Genomic DNA, 17,557 nt, shown 5'->3' with positions numbered 1-17,557 from the left:
GCTCCGGGGCCGGAGCGGTCAGAGGAGGTTTCCCAGCGGGCCCTCCGCGGCCGGGCTCAGGGCCGGATCCAGAACCGGACCCACGGCCGGGTCGACGACCCGGCCGCGCAGCCAGGTGGTGCGGACCACCCCCGTGAGCGTCCTGCCGTGATACGGCGTGACCGGGTTCTTGTGGTGCAGGGAGGACACGTCCACGGTGTGACCGGCATCGGCGTCGAAGGCGACCAGATCGGCGTCGGCGCCCACGGCGAGGACGCCCTTGCCGTGGAGACCTGCCAGCGCGGCCGGGTTCCCGGCCATCCACCGGACGACCTCCTCCAGGGTGTGCCCGCGCCGCGAGGCCTCGGTCCAGACGGCCGTCAGGCCGAGCTGAAGGGAGGAGATCCCGCCCCACGCCGCGGCGAAGTCGGGCACCTTCAGATCGGGGGTGGACGGTGAGTGGTCGGAGACGACGCAGCTCAGCACCCCGTCGGCGAGGCCTCGCCAGAGCTCGTCGCGGTTGGCCGAGGATCGGATCGGCGGGCAGCACTTGAACTGGGTCGCGCCCTCCGGTATCTCCTCGGCCATCAGTGTGAGGTAGTGCGGGCAGGTCTCCGCGGTGATCCTGACGCCCTCCTCCCGCGCCCTGGCCAGCGGCTGGAGGCAGAGCGCGGACGACACGTGCAGGATGTGCGCCCGCACGCCGGTCTCCCCCGCCAGCGCGGCGACCCGTTCGACCGCCCGGCGCTCGGACTCCCCCGGCCTGGAGTCGAGGAACTCCCGGTATCCCGGTCCGGCCGGGTCGCCGAGCAGCGCGGGATCCTCGGCGTGGACGACCAGCAGGCCGTCGAAGGAGGCGATCTCCACCATGGCGGCCCGCAGCTCGCCCGGGGTCAGCGGCGGGAACTCCTCGACGCCCGAGGGGGACAGGAAGCACTTGAACCCCCGGACGCCCGCCTCGTGCAGCGGCCTCAGATCCTTGAGGTTCCCGGGGATAGCACCACCCCAGAAGCCGACGTCCACCAGGCACTGCCCGGCCGCGGCCCTTCTCTTCTCGGCCAGCGCGTCCACGTTCACCGTCGGTGGCAGCGAGTTGAGCGGCATGTCCACGATCGTGGTCACGCCGCCCGCCGCCGCCGCCCGGGTGGCGGAGGCGAAGCCCTCCCAGTGGGTCCGGCCCGGCTCGTTGACGTGCACGTGGGTGTCCACGAGACCGGGCAGCAGCGCGATGCCGCCGAGATCGACCTGCTCGGCGGCGGCGAGGGGCGCGTCGTAGGCGTGCAGGCCGACGATCCTCCCGTCCCGTACGGCGACCGCCGCCGGGCCCTCCCCACCGGGCAGCACGGCCCGGCGGGAGCGGATGACCAGATCCATCACGTCGCCGGCCTCCACGCTCAAAGGTGATCCTTCGCGACCCTCTGCGCGAGCCGCTCCAGCAGCGGGCCCGCGTCGGACATGCACACGGCAGGATCGGGCTCGATGTCGGTGAGCGCGTAGGCGGCCGTGATGCCCGCCGCGTTCAGCTCGTCGTCCCCGAGGGCCCTGCGGCCGCAGACCGCGACGACCGGTATTCCGGCCTTGGCGGCGGCGGCCGCGACCCCTGCCGGAGCCTTGCCGCGCAGGGTCTGCTCGTCCAGCGAGCCCTCGCCGGTGATGACCAGGCGGGCGCCCCGGACCAGGTCGTGGAAGCCGAGCAGGTCGAGGAGATACCCGATGCCGGGGCGGAAATCGGCCGCCAGGAAGGCCAGCGCGGCGAAACCCACCCCTCCGGCGGCGCCCGCGCCCGGCTGGGCGGCCACGCCCATCGAACGGACCACGCCGTCGTGCTCGATGGCGCCGACCAGGCCGTGGGTGTGCGCGGCGACCGCGGCGAGCCTGGCGAGGGCCGCGTCGAGCAGCTTCACGTCCTCGGGACTCGCGCCCTTCTGCGGGCCGTACACGGCGGCGGCGCCGTGCGGGCCGAGCAGCGGGTTGTCCACGTCGCCCGCGACGACGAACTCGACGCCGCCGATCTCGATGAGCCCCGAGGTGTCGATCTTGTCGAGACCGCGGAGGGCGGCCCCGCCGAACGGCAGATCCCGCCCCTCCGCGTCCAGGAAGCGGACGCCGAGCGCCTGCATCATGCCGGCGCCGCCGTCGGTGGAGGCGCTGCCGCCGAGCCCGAGCACGACCCGCCCGGCGCCCCGCCGTACGGCATGGGCGATCAGCTCGCCGGTGCCGTAGCTGGTCGCGGTGAGCGCCGCGAGCTTGACGTCGCCGCGAGCGGGCGAGTCCGTCCCGGCGGACGCCCCGTCGGCGACCGGCAGCCGCCGCAGCCCCGAGGCCTCCGCCAGCTCGACCACCGCCGTCGCCACGTCCCCTCCGGCGGAGGCGTCCCGCCAGGCGTAGGAGGCCTGGACCGGCTCCCCCACCGGACCGGCGACCTCGACCTCGACACGGGTGAACCCGCTGGCCACGACCGCGTCCACGGTGCCGTCACCGCCGTCCGCCACCGGCAGCGCGACGGTGGTGACGCCGGGGCCGAGACCCGCGGCCACCCGGGCGACGACCTCGGCGGCGGTCAGCGATCCCCTGAACTTGTCCGGTGCGATCACGACATGTCCTGACAACTCAGACAACCCTGCTCCCTGATGAAGGACGGGCGGGCATCCGTTCCCGCCCGGTACGAGCGGGCGGGGGCGAGTGCCGGAACCCGGTGAGATGGAGAACCATCATCACACTTGCCCGGGAACGGGGTTGAACGCCCTGGCGGCCCCCCTGTCTCGGCCCCGCGCTCAGGGCGTCCGTCCACGCCGAACCCGACGGTGACGAGGGTCGCCAAAGAAGCCGGCGGCCCCGGGCCGATCAGGAACCGGCCTCCCCGCCGGCGGTGAAGCCCCGCTCCGCGGCCAGGCGCATGAGGCGTCGGTGCGCCCGGCCCCCCGCGCGGCCGAGCTCGTCCTGGGCGACCGTGCGCAGCTCGTCGTCCTCGACGACGGTCTCGCCGCCCACCAGGAGCCGGGCCAGCGGCGGCTGCCGGGAGCCGAAGACCAGGGTGCAGACCGGGTCGACGACGGCCGAGGCGAAGGCGCCGTCGGTCCTCCAGAGGGCGATGTCGGCGAGCTTGCCGGCCTCCAGGGAGCCGAGCTCCTCCTGGCGGCCCAGGTTCTTCGCGCCGCCGAGGGTGGCGAGCTCCAGGGCCTGGCGGGCGGTGAGCGCGGTGGGCCCGTACCTGGCCCGCTGGAACAGCAGCGCCTGCCGCATCTCGCCGGAGAGCGAGGTCAGCTCGGCGGAGGCGCTGCCGTCCACCCCGAGGCCGACGATCGCGCCCCGGCCGAGCATGTCGGAGACCCGGGCGATGCCCGCGCCGAGGCGGCCGTTGGAGCTCGGGCAGTGCGCGGAACCGGTGCCGGTCTGGACGAACTTGTCGATGTCGCCGTCGCTCAGGTGGACGGCGTGGGCGAACCACACGTCCGGGCCGAGCCAGCCGAGCTTCTCCATGTAGTCGACCGGGCGCAGGCCGAACTGCTCCAGGCAGTGCTCCTCCTCGTCGAGGGTCTCGGCGAGGTGTGTGTGCAGGCGCACGCCCTTGGACCTGGCCAGCGCGGCGGCCTGGATCATCAGGTCGGCGCTGACGCTGAACGGCGAGCAGGGGGCGACCGCGACGCGCAGCTTGGAGGAGAAGGACGGGTCGTGGTAGGTGTCGACGGCCTCCGCCGTCGCGTCGAGGATCTCGTCGAGCCGCTCGACCACGACGTCCGGCGGCAGGCCGCCCTGTGACCTGCCCCGGTCCATCGAGCCCCTGGCGGGGTGGAAGCGGAGGCCGATCTCCCTGGCCGCCTCGATCTCCGCGGCGAACAGGTCGCCGCGTCCCTTCGGGAAGATGTAGTGGTGGTCGCTGGAGGTGGTGCAGCCGGACAGGGCGAGGTAGCCCAGGCCCGCGCCCGCCGCGCCTCTGACGACCTCGGCGTCCATGGCGGCCCACACGTCGTACAGCGCCGTCAGCCACTCGAACAGCGTGGCGTCCTGGGCCAGCCCCTGGGAGGCCCACTGGTAGAGGTGGTGGTGGGTGTTCACCAGGCCGGGGGTGGCCAGGCAGCCGGTCCCGTCGATCCGGGTGGCGCCCGTCACGACGGGGGCGGGCCCCGCGCCGAGGGCCACGATCCTGTCGCCCTCGACGTGGATGTGCCCGGAGGGGATCTCCTCGCCCACGACCGGGGCGATGTGGACGTTCTCGATCAGGATGGCGCTCATCTGATGCCTGCCTTGCGTGTCGCGGCGAGCCGTACGGCGTCGAGGATCTTCTCGTAGCCGGTGCACCGGCACAGGTTGCCCGCCAGGGCCTCGCGGATCTCCGCGTCGGACGGCTGCGGGATCCGTTCGATCAGGTCGTGGGCCTGGACGACGAGCCCGGGCGTGCAGAAACCGCACTGGACGGCGCCGCACTCGACGAAGGCCTCCTGGACCGCGTCGAGCCGGTCGCCGTCGGCGAGACCCTCGACGGTGCGGATCTCCCTGCCCTCGGCCTGGCCGGCCGCGACCAGGCAGGCGCAGACGGTGACGCCGTCGAGGTAGACGGTGCAGGAGCCGCACTCGCCCTGCTCGCACGCGTTCTTGGAGCCCGGCAGGCCCACCCGCTCGCGCAGGACGTACAGGAGGCTCTCGCCCTCCCAGACGTCGTCGGCGATCTCCTGGCGGCCGTTGACGGTGAAGGTGAGGCGCATCAGCCGGCTCTCCTCTCGAAGTGTCCCGAACGGAACTCGTTCCATGCCCACGTAAGGGTGCGCCGCGCCATCACCGCGATGGCGTGACGCCGGTAGTCGGCGGTGCCGCGCACGTCGTCGATCGGCGAGGCGGCCTCGGCGGCCAGCTCCCCGAAACGCCCGAGCACCGCGGGGTCGAGCCTCGCCTCCCAGTCCAGCTCGGCGGCGAGGAACTCCTCGGCGGCGACGGCGCGGCGGGGGGTCGGGGCGGCCGAGCCGATGCCGGTGCCCACCCGGCGCTCGCCGGGGTGGAGCGCGATCGCGAACGAGCAGACCGCGATCACCATGGCGTTGCGGGTGCCGACCTTGGAGAAGTACTGGGGTCCGCTCGCCGGGCTCATCCAGAACGCCCGGATCAGCTCGTCGGCCTCCAGCGCGCTGCGCTTGACCCCGAGGTAGAAGCCGTCGGCCGGGACCATCCGCACGCCCCTGGCGGCGGACTCGACCTCCACGACCGCGTTCCCGGCCAGCAGCGGCGGGTGGCTGTCCCCCGCGGGCGAGGCCGCGCCGAGGTTGCCCCCCACGGTGCCCCGGTTGCGGATCTGCGGCGAGCCGACCGTGCGCGAGGCCTGCGCCAGGCCGGGCAGCCGGTCTCCCAGCTCGGAGATCAGCCGGGCGTACGACACGCCCGCGCCGACCCTGAGCCTGCCGTCCGGCTCCTCGCTCCACCCCGCGAGCTCCGCGACCCGGTTCAGGTCGAGCAGCCCGGTCGGCCGGCGCACGTCGAAGTTGAGCTCGACCATCATGTCGGTGCCGCCCTGGATGGGCACCACCTCCGGCCGGTCCGCCTTGGCGGCCAGCGCCTCCGCCCACGTGGCGGGTCGCAGGAAATCCATCGTCACTCCCAGGCGAAAAGGGCGGCGGGGGCGTCGTCACGGAGCACGGTGCCCTCGATCAGCCCGTAGGGACGGTCGGCGGCGTAGAACACCTCGTTCGGGTTGTCCAGCCCGAACGGCGTGAGATCCACCAGGAAGTGGTGCTTGTTCGGCATCGCCAGGCGCACCTCGCAGAGTTCCTCGCGGGCGTTCAGCACCCGCTCGCCCATCGCGTAGAGCGTCTGCTGCAACGACAGGCTGTAGGTCTCGGCGAACGCCCCCAGAAGGCATCCGCGCACTTCAGCGTACGACTCGCCGTACGGGGACGCCTCGGAAAGGTGCCGCCAGCGAGCCGACACCGCGGTGGCGAGGACACGGTCCCGGGTGGGCGGGAGGGTGGTGTACTCGTCCTGGATGTAGCCGGAGAACTCCGAGTCGGTCGAGTTGAGCACCACCAGGTCCTTCAGCCCGGAGACCACGGTGGTGGTGCCGTCGATGTCGTGGTGGACCAGGCAGGTGCGCACCTCCCGGCCGGAGCGGACGAAGGAGTGCCGCTTGCCCTCGGCCCCCGGCGCGGAGTCGTCCGCCACCGGGATCCGGTCCCAGAAGTATTCCTCGATCTCCACGCGGGCGTGGTGGACGGTGGGCTGGGACTCCACGTAGTGGCGGGCCAGCAGGATCGCGAAGTCCTCGATCTCGGCCACGCCGTGTTTCCTGGCGAAGGCGTAGACGGTGTTCTTCTGCGTGTCCGTGGTCAGGACCGAGGCGTTGTCACCGGTGAGGTGGACGTCCTCCATGTCGCCGGAGAGCGCCGAGCTGACGGTGACGTCCTTGATGTGGTGGACGACGCCGTCCCTGACGACGCGGACCAGGCGGGTCTCCGCCTTGCCGTAGCGGTTTGGGCCGAGAATGACGGTCATCGCAATCCTTCCGGTGTGGAGACCCCGGGCCTCGGCCGTGGAGAGGAGGTCAAGCTAGCTCCCTCGATAGGTCGAGTAGGCGAACGGGCTGAGCAGCAGGGGCACGTGGTGGTGCTCAGCCGGGTTCACGACCGTGAAGTCGATCGAGACCCGGGGGTAGAAGGCGTCCACCGCACGGGCGGCGAAGTAGGCGCCGGTGTCGAAGACGATCCGATGCGCGCCGGCCCCGCACGTCCAGCCCCCGATCCGGCCGTCGGCGTCGGTGACCCCCTCGGCGAGCACCCGGCCGTCCTTCTCCAGGCGTACGGCGACGCCCGCCGCGGGCCTGCCCAGGGCGGCGTCCAGCACGTGCGTGGACAGGCTCACGCGGCGCCTCCCAGCAGCTTCGCCAGCCGCAGCCGCGTGATCTTGGCGAGCTCGGCCCTGACGACGTCCCGCTCCGCCTCCTCGTTGTTGCCCAGCCGCTCCCGGAGACGGGCCAGCATCTCCTCGGCCGACAGGCCCGTGGCGCAGACGAGATAGACGTGGCCGAACCGCTCCTCGTAGGCGCGGTTGCCCTCGGCCAGTTCCTCGAGGACCTCCCGTCCGGCCGCACCCACCCCGGACTGCTCCTGACGCGACCAGCCCGACTCCCTGCCGGAGCGGCCGGGCTCCCGGGAGGTCGCCGGGCCCTCTCCGCCGGACGACTCGCCGGGGTCCGCGGGGGAAGCCCGAACGGCCCCCGGCGACGACCCGGACGCCTGCCCGCCCGTACGGGACTCGCCGATCCGGGGGTGGGCGGCCAGCGCCTCAAGCACGCCGGACCACTCCAGGTCCCGCACGGCGGCCTCCGCCACCCCGGCCAGCAAGTCGAGATCGCGGTAGGGGCGCAGCGCGGTCACCTCACGGGCGAAGGTCCGGGACGCGCAGCAGGTCAGCAGCTCGGCCTCGGCCTCGGCCGCGCTCAGCGCGTTGAATTCGGCCAGCCCCGCCACCGGCGGTGCGGAGTTCACATTCGGCATGTGAGCAGTACATACACCACCACCATGCGCGGTCCAGCAAATCGCGTGGACTTTTTCCCTGTGGCGTAGCTCATCCGGATTCCTGATGGTGTAACTCATTCGGGCCGATCGGCGTGCCCGGCGGCCCCGGACACACCCGCCCCCGCCGCGCGGGGTCCGGAAAACGGTCGGGGTCAAGGCCTAAGCTTGATGTCACCATGACTCCTCTCTCCCCTATCGGCGGACACGTCTCCGTCACCGGCGGCCTGGCCAAGGGCGGCCTGCGATACGCCTCGGACATCGGCGCCGAGATGATCCAGGTGTTCGTCACCAACCCGCGCGGCTGGGCGCTCGCCGCCGGCAACCCCGCCCAGGACGCGGAGCTGCGCGAGTCCGGCATGCTGTCCTTCGTGCACGCGCCGTATCTCGTCAACCTGGGTTCTCCCAGTGCCGACACCCTGGAGAAATCGGTCGCCACCGTACGGCACGGCCTGCTGCGCGCCCACGCGATCGGCGCCAAAGGCCTGGTGATCCACACCGGGTCGGCGGTCACCCAGCACCGCGACGACGCCCTGCGCCAGTTGCACGAGCATCTCCTGCCGCTCCTTGAGGAGATCCCCGAGGACGGCCCGGACCTGCTGCTGGAGCCGATGGCCGGGCAGGGCGCGATGCTCTGCGCGACCGTCCAGGATCTGGAGCCCTACCTGGCCGCCCTCGACTGGCACCCGAAGGCGGGCATCTGCCTGGACACCTGCCATGCCTTCTCCGCGGGCCACGACCTGTCGACGGCCGAGGGCGTCAAGGAGACCTTCGACGCCCTGCACGCGATCGCCCCGGGCCGGCTCAAGCTGGTCCACGCCAACGACTCCAAGGACGTGTGCGACTCCAAGAAGGACCGGCACGAGAACATCGGCTCGGGTCACATCGGGATGCGGCCCTTCGCCGACATGATGCGCCACCCGGTGGTCGCGGGGGTGTCTATCTGCATCGAGACGCCGGGCGGCGCGGAGAAGCACCGCGAGGACATCGAACTGCTGAAGAAGCTCCGCGACGACTGAAGCGCGGATCACCGGGCCGGATGGCGGGCCGCGGCCCGCCATCCGGGGGTTCCGCCCACCGGCGTCGAGCGACGACCGTCGGGCCGGATTCGCCGGCCGCGGCCCCGTCATCGGCTGACTGCCCGCTGACCTGGGCCGGACGGTCAGCGGGCGAGACGGGACGCCCATCTTCGCGATCCGGCCGCCCCCGTGTGGCCGGATCACGGTCCGACCCGTGGGCTAGCACAGGCGTCCCGCCATACCGGAGATCGGTGGGCCCTACCCCCCGGTCAGGGACCCAGCAGCCGGGTGACCAATGTCGACGCTCACCCGAATTTCCCGCGCACCAGGTCTTTTGCGAGCCTTGCGGCTCTGTCCCCCCGATGTCGCGGGTCTCGCTCTCCGATGAGGGAACACTAGAGGGGCACCCAGAAGAGTGAGTCCTGCTTTTTGGCCAGCGCGTTTAACGGTGTGTAGCCGTCGATGTACGGAAGGTATCCGCACGACGAACGGTCGTCCACGAACGACGAACGGTCGATTCATGGGCTTGCGGACTCCTGGGGGATGTGTGTTCGTGCTTCCAGGATGTGGGTTCCGGCTCCTGGAGGATGTGTTTTCCAGCCCCCCGGGATGTGTTCCCTCTTCCGGGGGATGTGTTTTCGAGCTCCCCGGATGGGTTCCGTCTTCCGGGAAACGCGTTTTCCGGCGACGAACCACGGCGAACCCCGGCAGGGCGCTCCCCGGCGGTACCACCACGGCGAGTGCGGATGTGCGCCGAACGGCAGGCGGCACGCCGCGTGCGGGACGGCGCGTGCGGGACGGCGCACGCATGCGGAACAGCGGACGGCGCAGCGCGACGCGTGCGGAACGGCGGACGGCGCGACGCGTGCGGAACGAGCGGAACGACGCGACGCAGCGCGTGCGGAACGGCGGACGGCACACCGCGTGCCGGCCGGCGGAGGGCGCGACGTGTGCCGGCCGGCGTTCTATCTGGTCGCGCCGGAGGGCAGCTGCCAGTCCTTGGTCATGGCGGAGGACGGCAGCGGCCGGCCCTTGACCGCGATGGAGGCCAGCGGCCGATCCCGGAGCTGACGGACGAGCTGCTCACGGACCTCACGGGTGTGGCGCCGGCTGACCGGCAGCGTCTCGGTGCCCACCCGCAGCATCACCCGGCCGCCGTCGAAACGCAGCTCGCTCACGTGCCGCACCGAGACCAGCGTGCTGCGATGCACCCGGATGAACCCGGACCCGGCCCAGCGCCGCTCCAGCGCGGCCAGCGGCATGCGCACCAGATAGCTGCCCTCCACGGTGTGCAGCCGTACGTAGTCGCCCTTCGCCTCGGCGAACCAGACCGCCTGCTGGGGCACGAACCTGGTCCGTCCGGCGAGCTCGACCGGGATGACGTCCTCCGGGGCCGAGCCGGCCGCCGCAGGTATCGCGGCCTCCAGGCGCCGCACGGCCTCCGCCAGCCGGTCGGCCCGGACCGGCTTGAGCAGGTAGTCCACCGCCTCCAGCTCGAAGGCCTGGACGGCGCACTCCTCGTGGGCGGTGACGAACACCAGCCGGGGCGGGTTGGGGAAGCCACCGATGAGCCGGGCCAGGTCGAGGCCGTCGAGGCCGGGCATGCGGATGTCGAGGAAGACCCCGTCGAGCCGCTCCCCGGTCCCGATCATCTGAACCATGTCCTGGAGCGCCGTGACGCCGCCGGGAGCGGTGGACACGTGCTCGATCCGGGGGTCCTGGCGGAGGAGGTAGGCGATCTCCTCCAGGGCGGGAACCTCATCGTCAACGGCCAGGACTCGCAACATGACCCCACGCTGCCCCCTGAACCACTTCCACCGCAAGCCGCATGGCAACTTCAGGTAATAGTTTGACTACAAATAGCTATTACCGAGGGTGAACCTTGGGCAATCGCAGGTTTACCCTGGTGCCCGCGTCCAGCTCGCTCTCCACGACGAGGCCGTAGTCCTCGCCGTAGATCTGGCGGAGCCGGGCGTCGACGTTGGCCAGCCCGATCCCGCCCTCGCCCCGCCCGCGACGGGAGTCGCCGCCGAGCAATGACCTGGCCCGCTCGGGCGACATGCCCCGCCCGTCGTCCTCCACGCTGATGCGGGCCTCGGAGCCCGCGTCCTCGACCGTCACCCGTACCTCGCCGGGCCCTGCGGCGGCGCCGACCCCGTGCTTGACGGCGTTCTCCACCAACGGCTGCAGAAACAGGAACGGCACCGGCATCGACAGCACCTCCGGCGCCACCCGGACGGTGAAGCGGAGGCGGTCGCCGAACCTGGCACGTTCCAGCAGCAGATACCGGTCCACGCAGTGGAGCTCCTCGGCCAGGGTGGTGAAGTCCCGTGCCCCGCTCAGCGCGTATCTGGTGAAGTCGGCGAAGTCCATCAGCAACTCCCGGGCCCGCTCGGGGTCGGTGCGGACGAAGGAGACGATGGTGGTCAGCGCGTTGTAGACGAAGTGCGGGGACATCTGCGCGCGCAGCGCCCGCAGCTCGGCCTCCATGGCACGCCGCCGGGAGGAGTCGAACTCGGCCAGCTCCAGCTGACCGGAGACCCATCGGGCGACCTCCGTGACGGTCCGCACCAGCACCGCGCTCAACGCGGTGTCATAGACCGCCAGCGCGCCCACCGCCCGCCCGTCGACGACGAGGGGCACGACCACCGCGCCCCGGATCGGGCAATCCGGGGTGCCGCAGGCGAAGGCGTCTCCGGTGACCACGTGCGAGCGTCCCGAGGCGAGCGCGATCCGGGCGTGCTCGGATGCGTGGGCCCGGTGACAGTCCGCCCCGCCGTCCCAGGCGAGCACGCCGCCGGCGTCCGACACCGCGACGGCGCTGGTGCCCAGCAGGATCCGCAGGTGACAGACCGCCTTGCGCGCGGAGTCGCGCGTCAGCCCGGCTCGCAGCGAGGGAGCCGCCATCGCCGCGATGTGCAGGGTGACGAAGGTGGCCTCGTCCGGCAGATCGTCCGGACGGCGGGAGGACACGGGCCGGCGGCGGGGCAGGATGAACCCGAGAAAGGTACCGGTGACGCAGAGCAGCATCCAGCCACTGGTCGACATGGGGGAACCGTAGCCAACCGCGGCCAACCGCCCCGGACAATCAGGGAAAAACCCCGATCACAGCGGCCCTTCGCCCGGTTCCTCCTGATAGGAGTAGCGCTGCTCGCGCCAGGGGTCGGCGATGTTGTGGTAGCCACGCTCCTCCCAGAAGCCACGCTTGTCCTCCAGCAGGTATTCCACGGCGCGCACCCATTTGACGCTCTTCCAGGCATACAGGTGCGGGACGACCAGCCTGACGGGGAAACCGCGCTCGGGGGGCAGCGGCTTCTCGTCGAGCTCCAGGACGAACATCGTCTGGCTGCCGGCGAAGTCGCTCATCCGCACGTTGGCGCTGTAGCCGTACTCGGCCCAGATCATCACGTGCTTCACGTCCTGCGCGGGCGGGGCCAGTTTCATCAGCGTCGCCGCCGACACCCCGCTCCACTCGTTTCCCATGATCGAGAACTTCGTGACGCAGTGGAAGTCGGCCAGGATCGTGGTGCGTGGCAGCTCGGAGAACTGCGACCAGGTGAACCGGTGCTGTTCACCCGAAGCGGTCGCCCCCATGACGTGCAACTCCCACGTGGCCGGGCGGAACGTGGGCACCCGGCCGTAATGGATCACCGGCCGTCCTCGGGGGACGTACTGGCCTGGAGGCAGACGAGTGTCCTCCCGTGGAGGTTCGGACTGCTCCACCATCACTCCCCTCGCCGTTTCCCCGGTAACACGGGGCAATCCTGCCACCGCGAGTTTTCCGCCGGTCCGGCGGCCACCGGATAAAGCTCACCGCCGACCCGATCACCGCTCCGGAGCCGACCGGCTGTCACACCCGGCCACCGCCGCCGACCACCGCCGCCTCGGCCGTGATCGCCGTGGTCGCCGGGATCATCGGGATCGCCGCCTCGGCCACCACATCCGTCGACCGTCAACCGGGCGGGCCTCAGGGTAGCGCTCCAGCGCCGCCTGGGTGGACGACGCACCGCGCCGCGTCGCCCTGGGGCACCCGGTTGACGGCCTCCTCCCTCTCCAGGTCACGGGCACGATCGCGCGGTGCGCTATCATTACCCGCGATGCGTACTGTGTTCTGGTTTTGGTATGGCGACGGACCCGTAGGTCGGACCGTTCGCCCCCAGATGCTGCGCTGACAGCCAGGCGAACCTCAAGGCCCCGGGTCCGGATTTCGGACTCGGGGCCTTCTGCGTTTCCAGCCCCCCATCGACCACCGAGCACCAGAGGAGAGACATGGTCATCGTCATGGGCCCCGACGCCACCCAGAAAGACGTCGAGGCGATCGTGGAGATCATCGATACGGCGGGCGGCGACGCCTTCGTCAGCCGGGGAGTGAGCCGTACGATCATCGGCCTGGTCGGCGACGTCGCCCAGTTCGCGACGCTCAACCTGCGCGGCATGCGCGGGGTGGCCGACGTGATGCGGGTGACCGCGCCCTACAAGCTGGTGAGCCGGGACAACCATCCCGAGCGCTCCACCGTCCGGGTCGGCGGCGTGCCCATCGGCCCCGGCACGGTCACGCTGATCGCCGGCCCGTGCGCGGTGGAGACCCCGCAGCAGACGCTGGAGGCGGCCCAGATGGCCAGGGCCGCCGGGGCCACCCTGCTGCGAGGCGGCGCCTACAAGCCCCGTACCTCCCCCTACGCCTTCCAGGGTCTCGGCGAGGCGGGCCTGCGGATCCTCGCCGACGTGCGCGAGCAGACCGGACTGCCCATCGTCACCGAGGTCGTCGACGCCCACGACGTGGAGCTGGTCGCCTCCTACGCCGACATGCTGCAGGTCGGCACCCGCAACGCGCAGAACTTCGCGCTGCTCCAGGCGGTCGGCGGGATCGGCAAGCCGGTCATGCTCAAGCGCGGCATGAACGCCACCATCGAGGAGTGGCTGATGGCCGCCGAGTACATCGCCCAGCGCGGCAATCTCGACATCGTGCTGTGCGAGCGCGGCATCCGCACCTTCGAGACCGCCACCCGCAACACCCTGGACGTCTCCGCGGTCCCGGTCGCCCAGCGGCTGTCGCATCTGCCGGTCATCATCGACCCGTCCCACTCCGGCGGCCACCGCGATCTTGTCCTGCCGCTCACCCGGGCGGCCATCGCCGTCGGCGCCGACGGCGTGATCATCGACGTTCATCCCCACCCGGAGCAGGCCCTCTGCGATGGCCCCCAGGCACTGGTCGACGGCGACCTGGACGAGCTGGCGCGCGTGATGCGCGAGTTCCCGCCGCTGCTGGGCAAGATCGCAGCCGGCGACGCCCTGACCCTCGCCTGAGGCGTGGCCCCATGCCCGGCCTCGCGTCGATCCGCCACGGGCACCGACGCTTTTCCGGTACGGCCGGCGCCACAGACCGCCTGCCGTACCGGAAGGTCCGCTCTCAGTCCTCCAGCTTGTACTCCTGGAGGGAGCCGGCCAGCTGGACGGCGAGATCTTCGGCGTCCATGCGCCGCTCGATCTGCTTGAGATCCGCGACCTTGGCGGCGAGCTCGACGCGGCGGGGGGCGAGGAGGGTGCAGCAGTCCTCGTCGGGAAGCTCGGAGATCTCCAGGGTGCCGATGCGGCGGGCCTCCGCCATGATCTCGGTCTTGTCGAAGCCGATGAGCGGGCGCAGGATCGGCAGGTCGACCGCGTCGTCCTGGGCGGTGATGTTCTGCAGGGTCTGGGAGGCCACCTGGCCGAGGGAGTCACCCGTGATCAGAGCCGCCGAGCGGAGGCGGTGGGCGACCTCTTCGGCGGTCTTGAGCATCAGGCGGCGCTGAGTGATGATCGCCAGGCGCTCCTGGCCGGAGGCCTTGATGGACTGCTGTGCCTTGCCGAAGGGGACGACCCACAACCGGGACTTGCCCTGGAACTTGTCCAGTGCCCGGACCAGCGCGTACGCCTTGTAAATGGACTCGGAGGTGCTGAACGGGATGCCGGAGAAGTGCAGGAAGTCGACCCGCATGCCGCGGCGCATCATCCGGTAGGCCGCCACCGGGGAGTCGATGCCTCCGGACATCAGGACGAGGCCCCGGCCGCTGCTGCCGACGGGCAGCCCGCCCTGGCCCGGCAGACCGCCGGTGAAGACGAACGCCTCGTCGCGGTCGACCTCGATGGAGACCACGAGCTCGGGGTTCTTCAGGTCGACCGGCAGGCCGTAGATGTCGTTGAGCTCTCCGCCGACCGAGCGGTCCAGCTGCATCGAGGTCAAGGGGAAACGCTTGTCGCGGCGGCGGGAGCGGACCGCGAAGGAGACGCCGCGCCTGACGTCGTCGCGGTCGGCCAGCAGCTCGATCGCGGCCTTGGTGATCGTCGAGGGGTCCTTGGCGACCTTCCAGGCCCGGTGGATCCAGATCAGCCCGGGGACGTGGCTGACCCGCTCGGCGACCGCGTCGGCGATCTCGACGCCGGTGCCCTCGGGGAGGAAGAGCGCGATGACTCCGTGGCGCTGCCGCACGTCGACCTTGACGCCGATGTCCTTCAGGGCGGCCTTGAGGTTGGCCTGCAGCCTCTGCTCGAAGAGCTCTCGGTTGTTTCCCTTGAGGACGACCTCGCCCAGTTTGAGCAGAACACAGGGCTCGCCCAGAGCGGACATGGTCATGGTGCAACCTCCGGTGGAGCTTCGAGGGGAAAGTGGAACCATCGTCAAGTGTCTCGCGGGACCGCCTAAAGACAACGTCTCGACCTCGTTACTTTAGTAGGCCCCGCGACCCGCCGGAGCCCTGCCCGGGGCGCATCGGAGGAGTTCCGCCCGCCCGTGGAGCGGCGGCACGTCTGGCCGCGGTCCGTACGGCCCCCCGGGAATCCCCAGGAATACGGCCATCCGGGCCGCCGCGCGCCCGCCAACGGCGGCCAGGACCTCGAAACCGGCCTCGGACGGATCCGCGGGAAGCGCGGGACGTGAACGCGCAACCGCACGGCAGAGCCCCGCCGACGAACTGTTGTCCGCCGGCGGGGCCGAAGTTCATTCGCTGTGCCGTGGTAGCTGTATGTGTGACGACCCCGTACCCACCCGATGATCTACCGGGTTCGCGGGACCGCCTTCACCGGCTCTGAGATCGTCTTCACGCGGCCGCCGCCGACCTCGACGATTACGCCGACGCCGGATTCGACTCTGACACCTTTCTTGGACACCTGCTCATTCTCCGACGGCGATGGAGGTCACTTCCATCCCGAAATGGTTTCGCAGGGAGTCTTTACGGACGGCGGTGCGGCACAGACGTCGGTCAATGAGCACCCCCGAACGGATCTCACGGACCGCGCCCCTGGCCCGGCCATGTCGGCGGATTCACACCGAACGGTCTCAGCTCAACCGCTGATTCGCGGCCCGACCCCTCTATCCAGGCCCCTGGGGCCGACCAGAAGGGAATTCAGGCCGTTCCGCGGATTCTCAGTTGTTGTTGTTGTTATTGTTGTTGTTCCCGCCCCCGTTGTTGTTGTTATTGTTGTTGTTGTTATTTCCTCCGCCTCCGTTATTGTTGTTGTTATTGTTGTTGTTCCCGCCTCCATTGTTGTTGTTATTGTTGTTGTTATTGTTCCCGCGACCTCCATTATTGTTGTTGTTATTATTGTTGTTGTTTCCGCGGCCTCCGTTGTTGTTATTGTTGTTGTTATTGTTGTTGTTCCTCCTGGCCCTGCACCTGTCAGGGTTGTTGGCGTTGCGGCAGGGCCTCTGAATGAGGGTCGTGCTCGTGCCGCTGGAAGCCTGGGTCGGGGTTCCGGCACTGGCGGACTGAGCCGGCATCGTCACGGGGACGACGAGGGCGGAGGCCACCATTGCACCGGCGACGAGAGCGTTTCTGACCTTGGACATGTAGAACACCCCATGTCATATTGATTGGGTTTCGCGCGACACCCCGACTGACACAACGTCGAATCGGTATCGCAAGAACGCCGGCGCGGAGCCGGACATGAATTCCACGTTAGTTGCAGGGCACCGGGGTGGTGCATCAAGGAGGCAAAGGTCTCGGTTCGGTCAGATTACTCTCGGATTTGCAGCAAAAACCGAGAGTGAGCGCCTAATCACTTGGAGTTATTTCTCCTTGGCCCTCCGTTTTCCCGGAGATATCCAAACCTCAAAGTTGAATGTTCTAGAGGTCATTGCGATGCGACCGGAATCCCGCGTGCGAGCCACATCCGGTTAACACCGGACTCCTCAAACGCTTTTTACACTCCGGCGAGACGGCAGATCACCTGCACGGATTGCATCCCGCGCATATGGGCGGCCATCGGCATCACCGCCCATCAGGCGAAATGGCGGAAGATCACGGAACTCTTACGACGATCCGCGTGGCCGGAAACGAGGGCGTCGACTCGAATGAGATCTCGATCGTCACAACGCAACAAAGCGCGGCCAGATTCAGCTAACGCGCCGGCGGCCACTTTAGCGAGCCCGCGGCTCCTACGGCTCGCCGAGCGGTTCGTCGAGGCCCTGCTCGATGGCGTAGCGGACGAGCTCGACACGGTTGTGGAGCTGCAGCTTGTTCAGCGTGTTCTGGACGTGGTTCTGCACGGTCCGATGAGACAGCACGAGTCGTTCGGCGATCTGCTTGTAGGACAGGCCCTTGGCGACCAGGCGGAGCACCTCCGTCTCCCGCTCGGTCAGGCGTGGCGCCACGTCGGGAGCGGGCTGGGCCGCCAGCCTCCGATACTCCCCCAGGACGAGCCCCGCCAGCCCGGGAGTGAACACCGCGTCACCCCCGGCGGTACGCCTGACCGCCTCAAGGAACTCCTCCTTGCTCGCGGATTTCAGCAGATACCCTGACGCGCCTGCCTTGACCGCCGCCAGCACGTCGTCCTGCTCTCCGCTGGCCGACAGTACGAGCACCCGGGGAGGCGGGTCCGACGCCGCCAGCCTTCTGGCCACCTCCACCCCCGACAGGTCCGGCAGTTGCAGATCCAGCACGACCAGCTCGGGCCGGACCGCCGCGGCCACCCGGACCGCCTGCTGTCCCTCCCCGACCGCGGCCACGACCTCGTAGCCGGCCTCGGCCAGATCCCTGGCCAGTCCGTCCCTCCACATCGGATGGTCGTCCACCACCATCACGCGCA

The 17,557-nt window shown here is 70.3% G+C and carries 16 protein-coding genes; 3 read left to right on the top strand and 13 right to left on the bottom strand.

What is annotated here, in order from left to right:
- Positions 1–18: 18 nt before the first annotated feature.
- From allB to uraD, 8 genes are all read right to left on the bottom strand, one after another.
- Positions 19–1,353, bottom strand: coding sequence for an allantoinase AllB (gene allB / locus DKM19_RS12135; protein WP_110705665.1), 1,335 nt, complete (start codon positions 1,351–1,353; stop codon positions 19–21).
- A 20-nt stretch (positions 1,354–1,373) separates the two neighbouring features.
- Positions 1,374–2,597: a glycerate kinase gene (locus DKM19_RS12130; protein WP_110695790.1), complete on the bottom strand. Its 1,224-nt coding sequence runs from the start codon at positions 2,595–2,597 to the stop codon at positions 1,374–1,376.
- Positions 2,598–2,823: 226 nt separating this feature from the next.
- A complete protein-coding gene (locus DKM19_RS12125) occupies positions 2,824–4,212 on the bottom strand; it encodes an 8-oxoguanine deaminase (protein ID WP_204358763.1) in 1,389 nt (462 codons plus the stop codon).
- A complete protein-coding gene (locus tag DKM19_RS12120) occupies positions 4,209–4,682 on the bottom strand; it encodes a (2Fe-2S)-binding protein (RefSeq protein ID WP_110695789.1) in 474 nt (157 codons plus the stop codon). The genes DKM19_RS12125 and DKM19_RS12120 overlap by 4 nt, the downstream gene beginning before the upstream one ends.
- Positions 4,682–5,557, bottom strand: a complete 876-nt coding sequence (locus DKM19_RS12115; protein WP_110695788.1) for a xanthine dehydrogenase family protein subunit M — start codon at positions 5,555–5,557, stop codon at positions 4,682–4,684. The genes DKM19_RS12120 and DKM19_RS12115 overlap by 1 nt, the downstream gene beginning before the upstream one ends.
- Before the next feature lie 2 nt (positions 5,558–5,559).
- Positions 5,560–6,456 carry a factor-independent urate hydroxylase gene (gene pucL, locus DKM19_RS12110; RefSeq protein WP_110695787.1) on the bottom strand — a complete coding sequence of 299 codons (897 nt, stop codon included), beginning with the start codon at positions 6,454–6,456 and terminating at the stop codon, positions 5,560–5,562.
- 54 nt (positions 6,457–6,510) lie between these two features.
- Positions 6,511–6,822, bottom strand: a complete 312-nt coding sequence (uraH, locus tag DKM19_RS12105; RefSeq protein WP_110695786.1) for a hydroxyisourate hydrolase — start codon at positions 6,820–6,822, stop codon at positions 6,511–6,513.
- The gene (gene uraD, locus DKM19_RS12100; protein WP_110695785.1) at positions 6,819–7,457 is read right to left on the bottom strand and encodes a 2-oxo-4-hydroxy-4-carboxy-5-ureidoimidazoline decarboxylase; all 639 of its coding nucleotides are present in this window, start codon (positions 7,455–7,457) and stop codon (positions 6,819–6,821) included. Before uraD ends, uraH begins: the two co-directional genes overlap by 4 nt.
- Before the next feature lie 197 nt (positions 7,458–7,654).
- On the opposite strand from uraD, the gene DKM19_RS12095 reads away from it, so the two are divergent.
- On the top strand, positions 7,655–8,494 hold the full coding sequence (locus DKM19_RS12095) for a deoxyribonuclease IV (protein WP_110695784.1): 840 nt from the start codon (positions 7,655–7,657) through the stop codon (positions 8,492–8,494).
- A 965-nt stretch (positions 8,495–9,459) separates the two neighbouring features.
- Here the strand turns inward: DKM19_RS12095 and DKM19_RS12090 are convergent.
- The 3 genes from DKM19_RS12090 to DKM19_RS12080 all read right to left on the bottom strand — a co-directional run bounded on the left by DKM19_RS12090 (position 9,460) and on the right by DKM19_RS12080 (position 12,220).
- Positions 9,460–10,281 (bottom strand): LytTR family DNA-binding domain-containing protein, encoded by an 822-nt coding sequence (locus tag DKM19_RS12090; RefSeq protein WP_110695783.1) that lies wholly within the window; start codon positions 10,279–10,281, stop codon positions 9,460–9,462.
- Between the two features lie 79 nt (positions 10,282–10,360).
- Positions 10,361–11,542: a histidine kinase gene (locus DKM19_RS12085; protein WP_110705663.1), complete on the bottom strand. Its 1,182-nt coding sequence runs from the start codon at positions 11,540–11,542 to the stop codon at positions 10,361–10,363.
- 57 nt (positions 11,543–11,599) lie between these two features.
- Positions 11,600–12,220 (bottom strand): molybdopterin-dependent oxidoreductase, encoded by a 621-nt coding sequence (locus tag DKM19_RS12080; protein WP_110695782.1) that lies wholly within the window; start codon positions 12,218–12,220, stop codon positions 11,600–11,602.
- A gap of 543 nt (positions 12,221–12,763) precedes the next feature.
- On the opposite strand from DKM19_RS12080, the gene aroF reads away from it, so the two are divergent.
- The gene (gene aroF, locus DKM19_RS12075) at positions 12,764–13,801 is read left to right on the top strand and encodes a 3-deoxy-7-phosphoheptulonate synthase (protein ID WP_110695781.1); all 1,038 of its coding nucleotides are present in this window, start codon (positions 12,764–12,766) and stop codon (positions 13,799–13,801) included.
- Between the two features lie 103 nt (positions 13,802–13,904).
- Here aroF and thiI read toward each other — a convergent pair whose 3' ends face one another.
- Positions 13,905–15,107 (bottom strand): tRNA uracil 4-sulfurtransferase ThiI, encoded by a 1,203-nt coding sequence (gene thiI / locus DKM19_RS12070; RefSeq protein WP_110695780.1) that lies wholly within the window; start codon positions 15,105–15,107, stop codon positions 13,905–13,907.
- 414 nt (positions 15,108–15,521) lie between these two features.
- Between thiI and DKM19_RS49390 the strand changes: the two genes are divergently transcribed.
- Complete coding sequence (locus DKM19_RS49390) at positions 15,522–16,343, top strand: hypothetical protein (RefSeq protein WP_162641446.1); 822 nt, start codon at positions 15,522–15,524, stop codon at positions 16,341–16,343.
- Positions 16,344–16,907: 564 nt separating this feature from the next.
- Here the strand turns inward: DKM19_RS49390 and DKM19_RS12060 are convergent.
- Complete coding sequence (locus DKM19_RS12060) at positions 16,908–17,549, bottom strand: response regulator transcription factor (protein ID WP_204359071.1); 642 nt, start codon at positions 17,547–17,549, stop codon at positions 16,908–16,910.
- Positions 17,550–17,557 lie beyond the last annotated feature (8 nt).

The sequence above is a fragment of the Streptosporangium sp. 'caverna' genome (assembly GCF_003203775.1).
GTDB lineage: Bacteria > Actinomycetota > Actinomycetes > Streptosporangiales > Streptosporangiaceae > Streptosporangium > Streptosporangium subroseum.
Note: the sequence above shows the minus strand (reverse complement) of the source record. Positions and strands in the feature narration are given on the sequence as shown.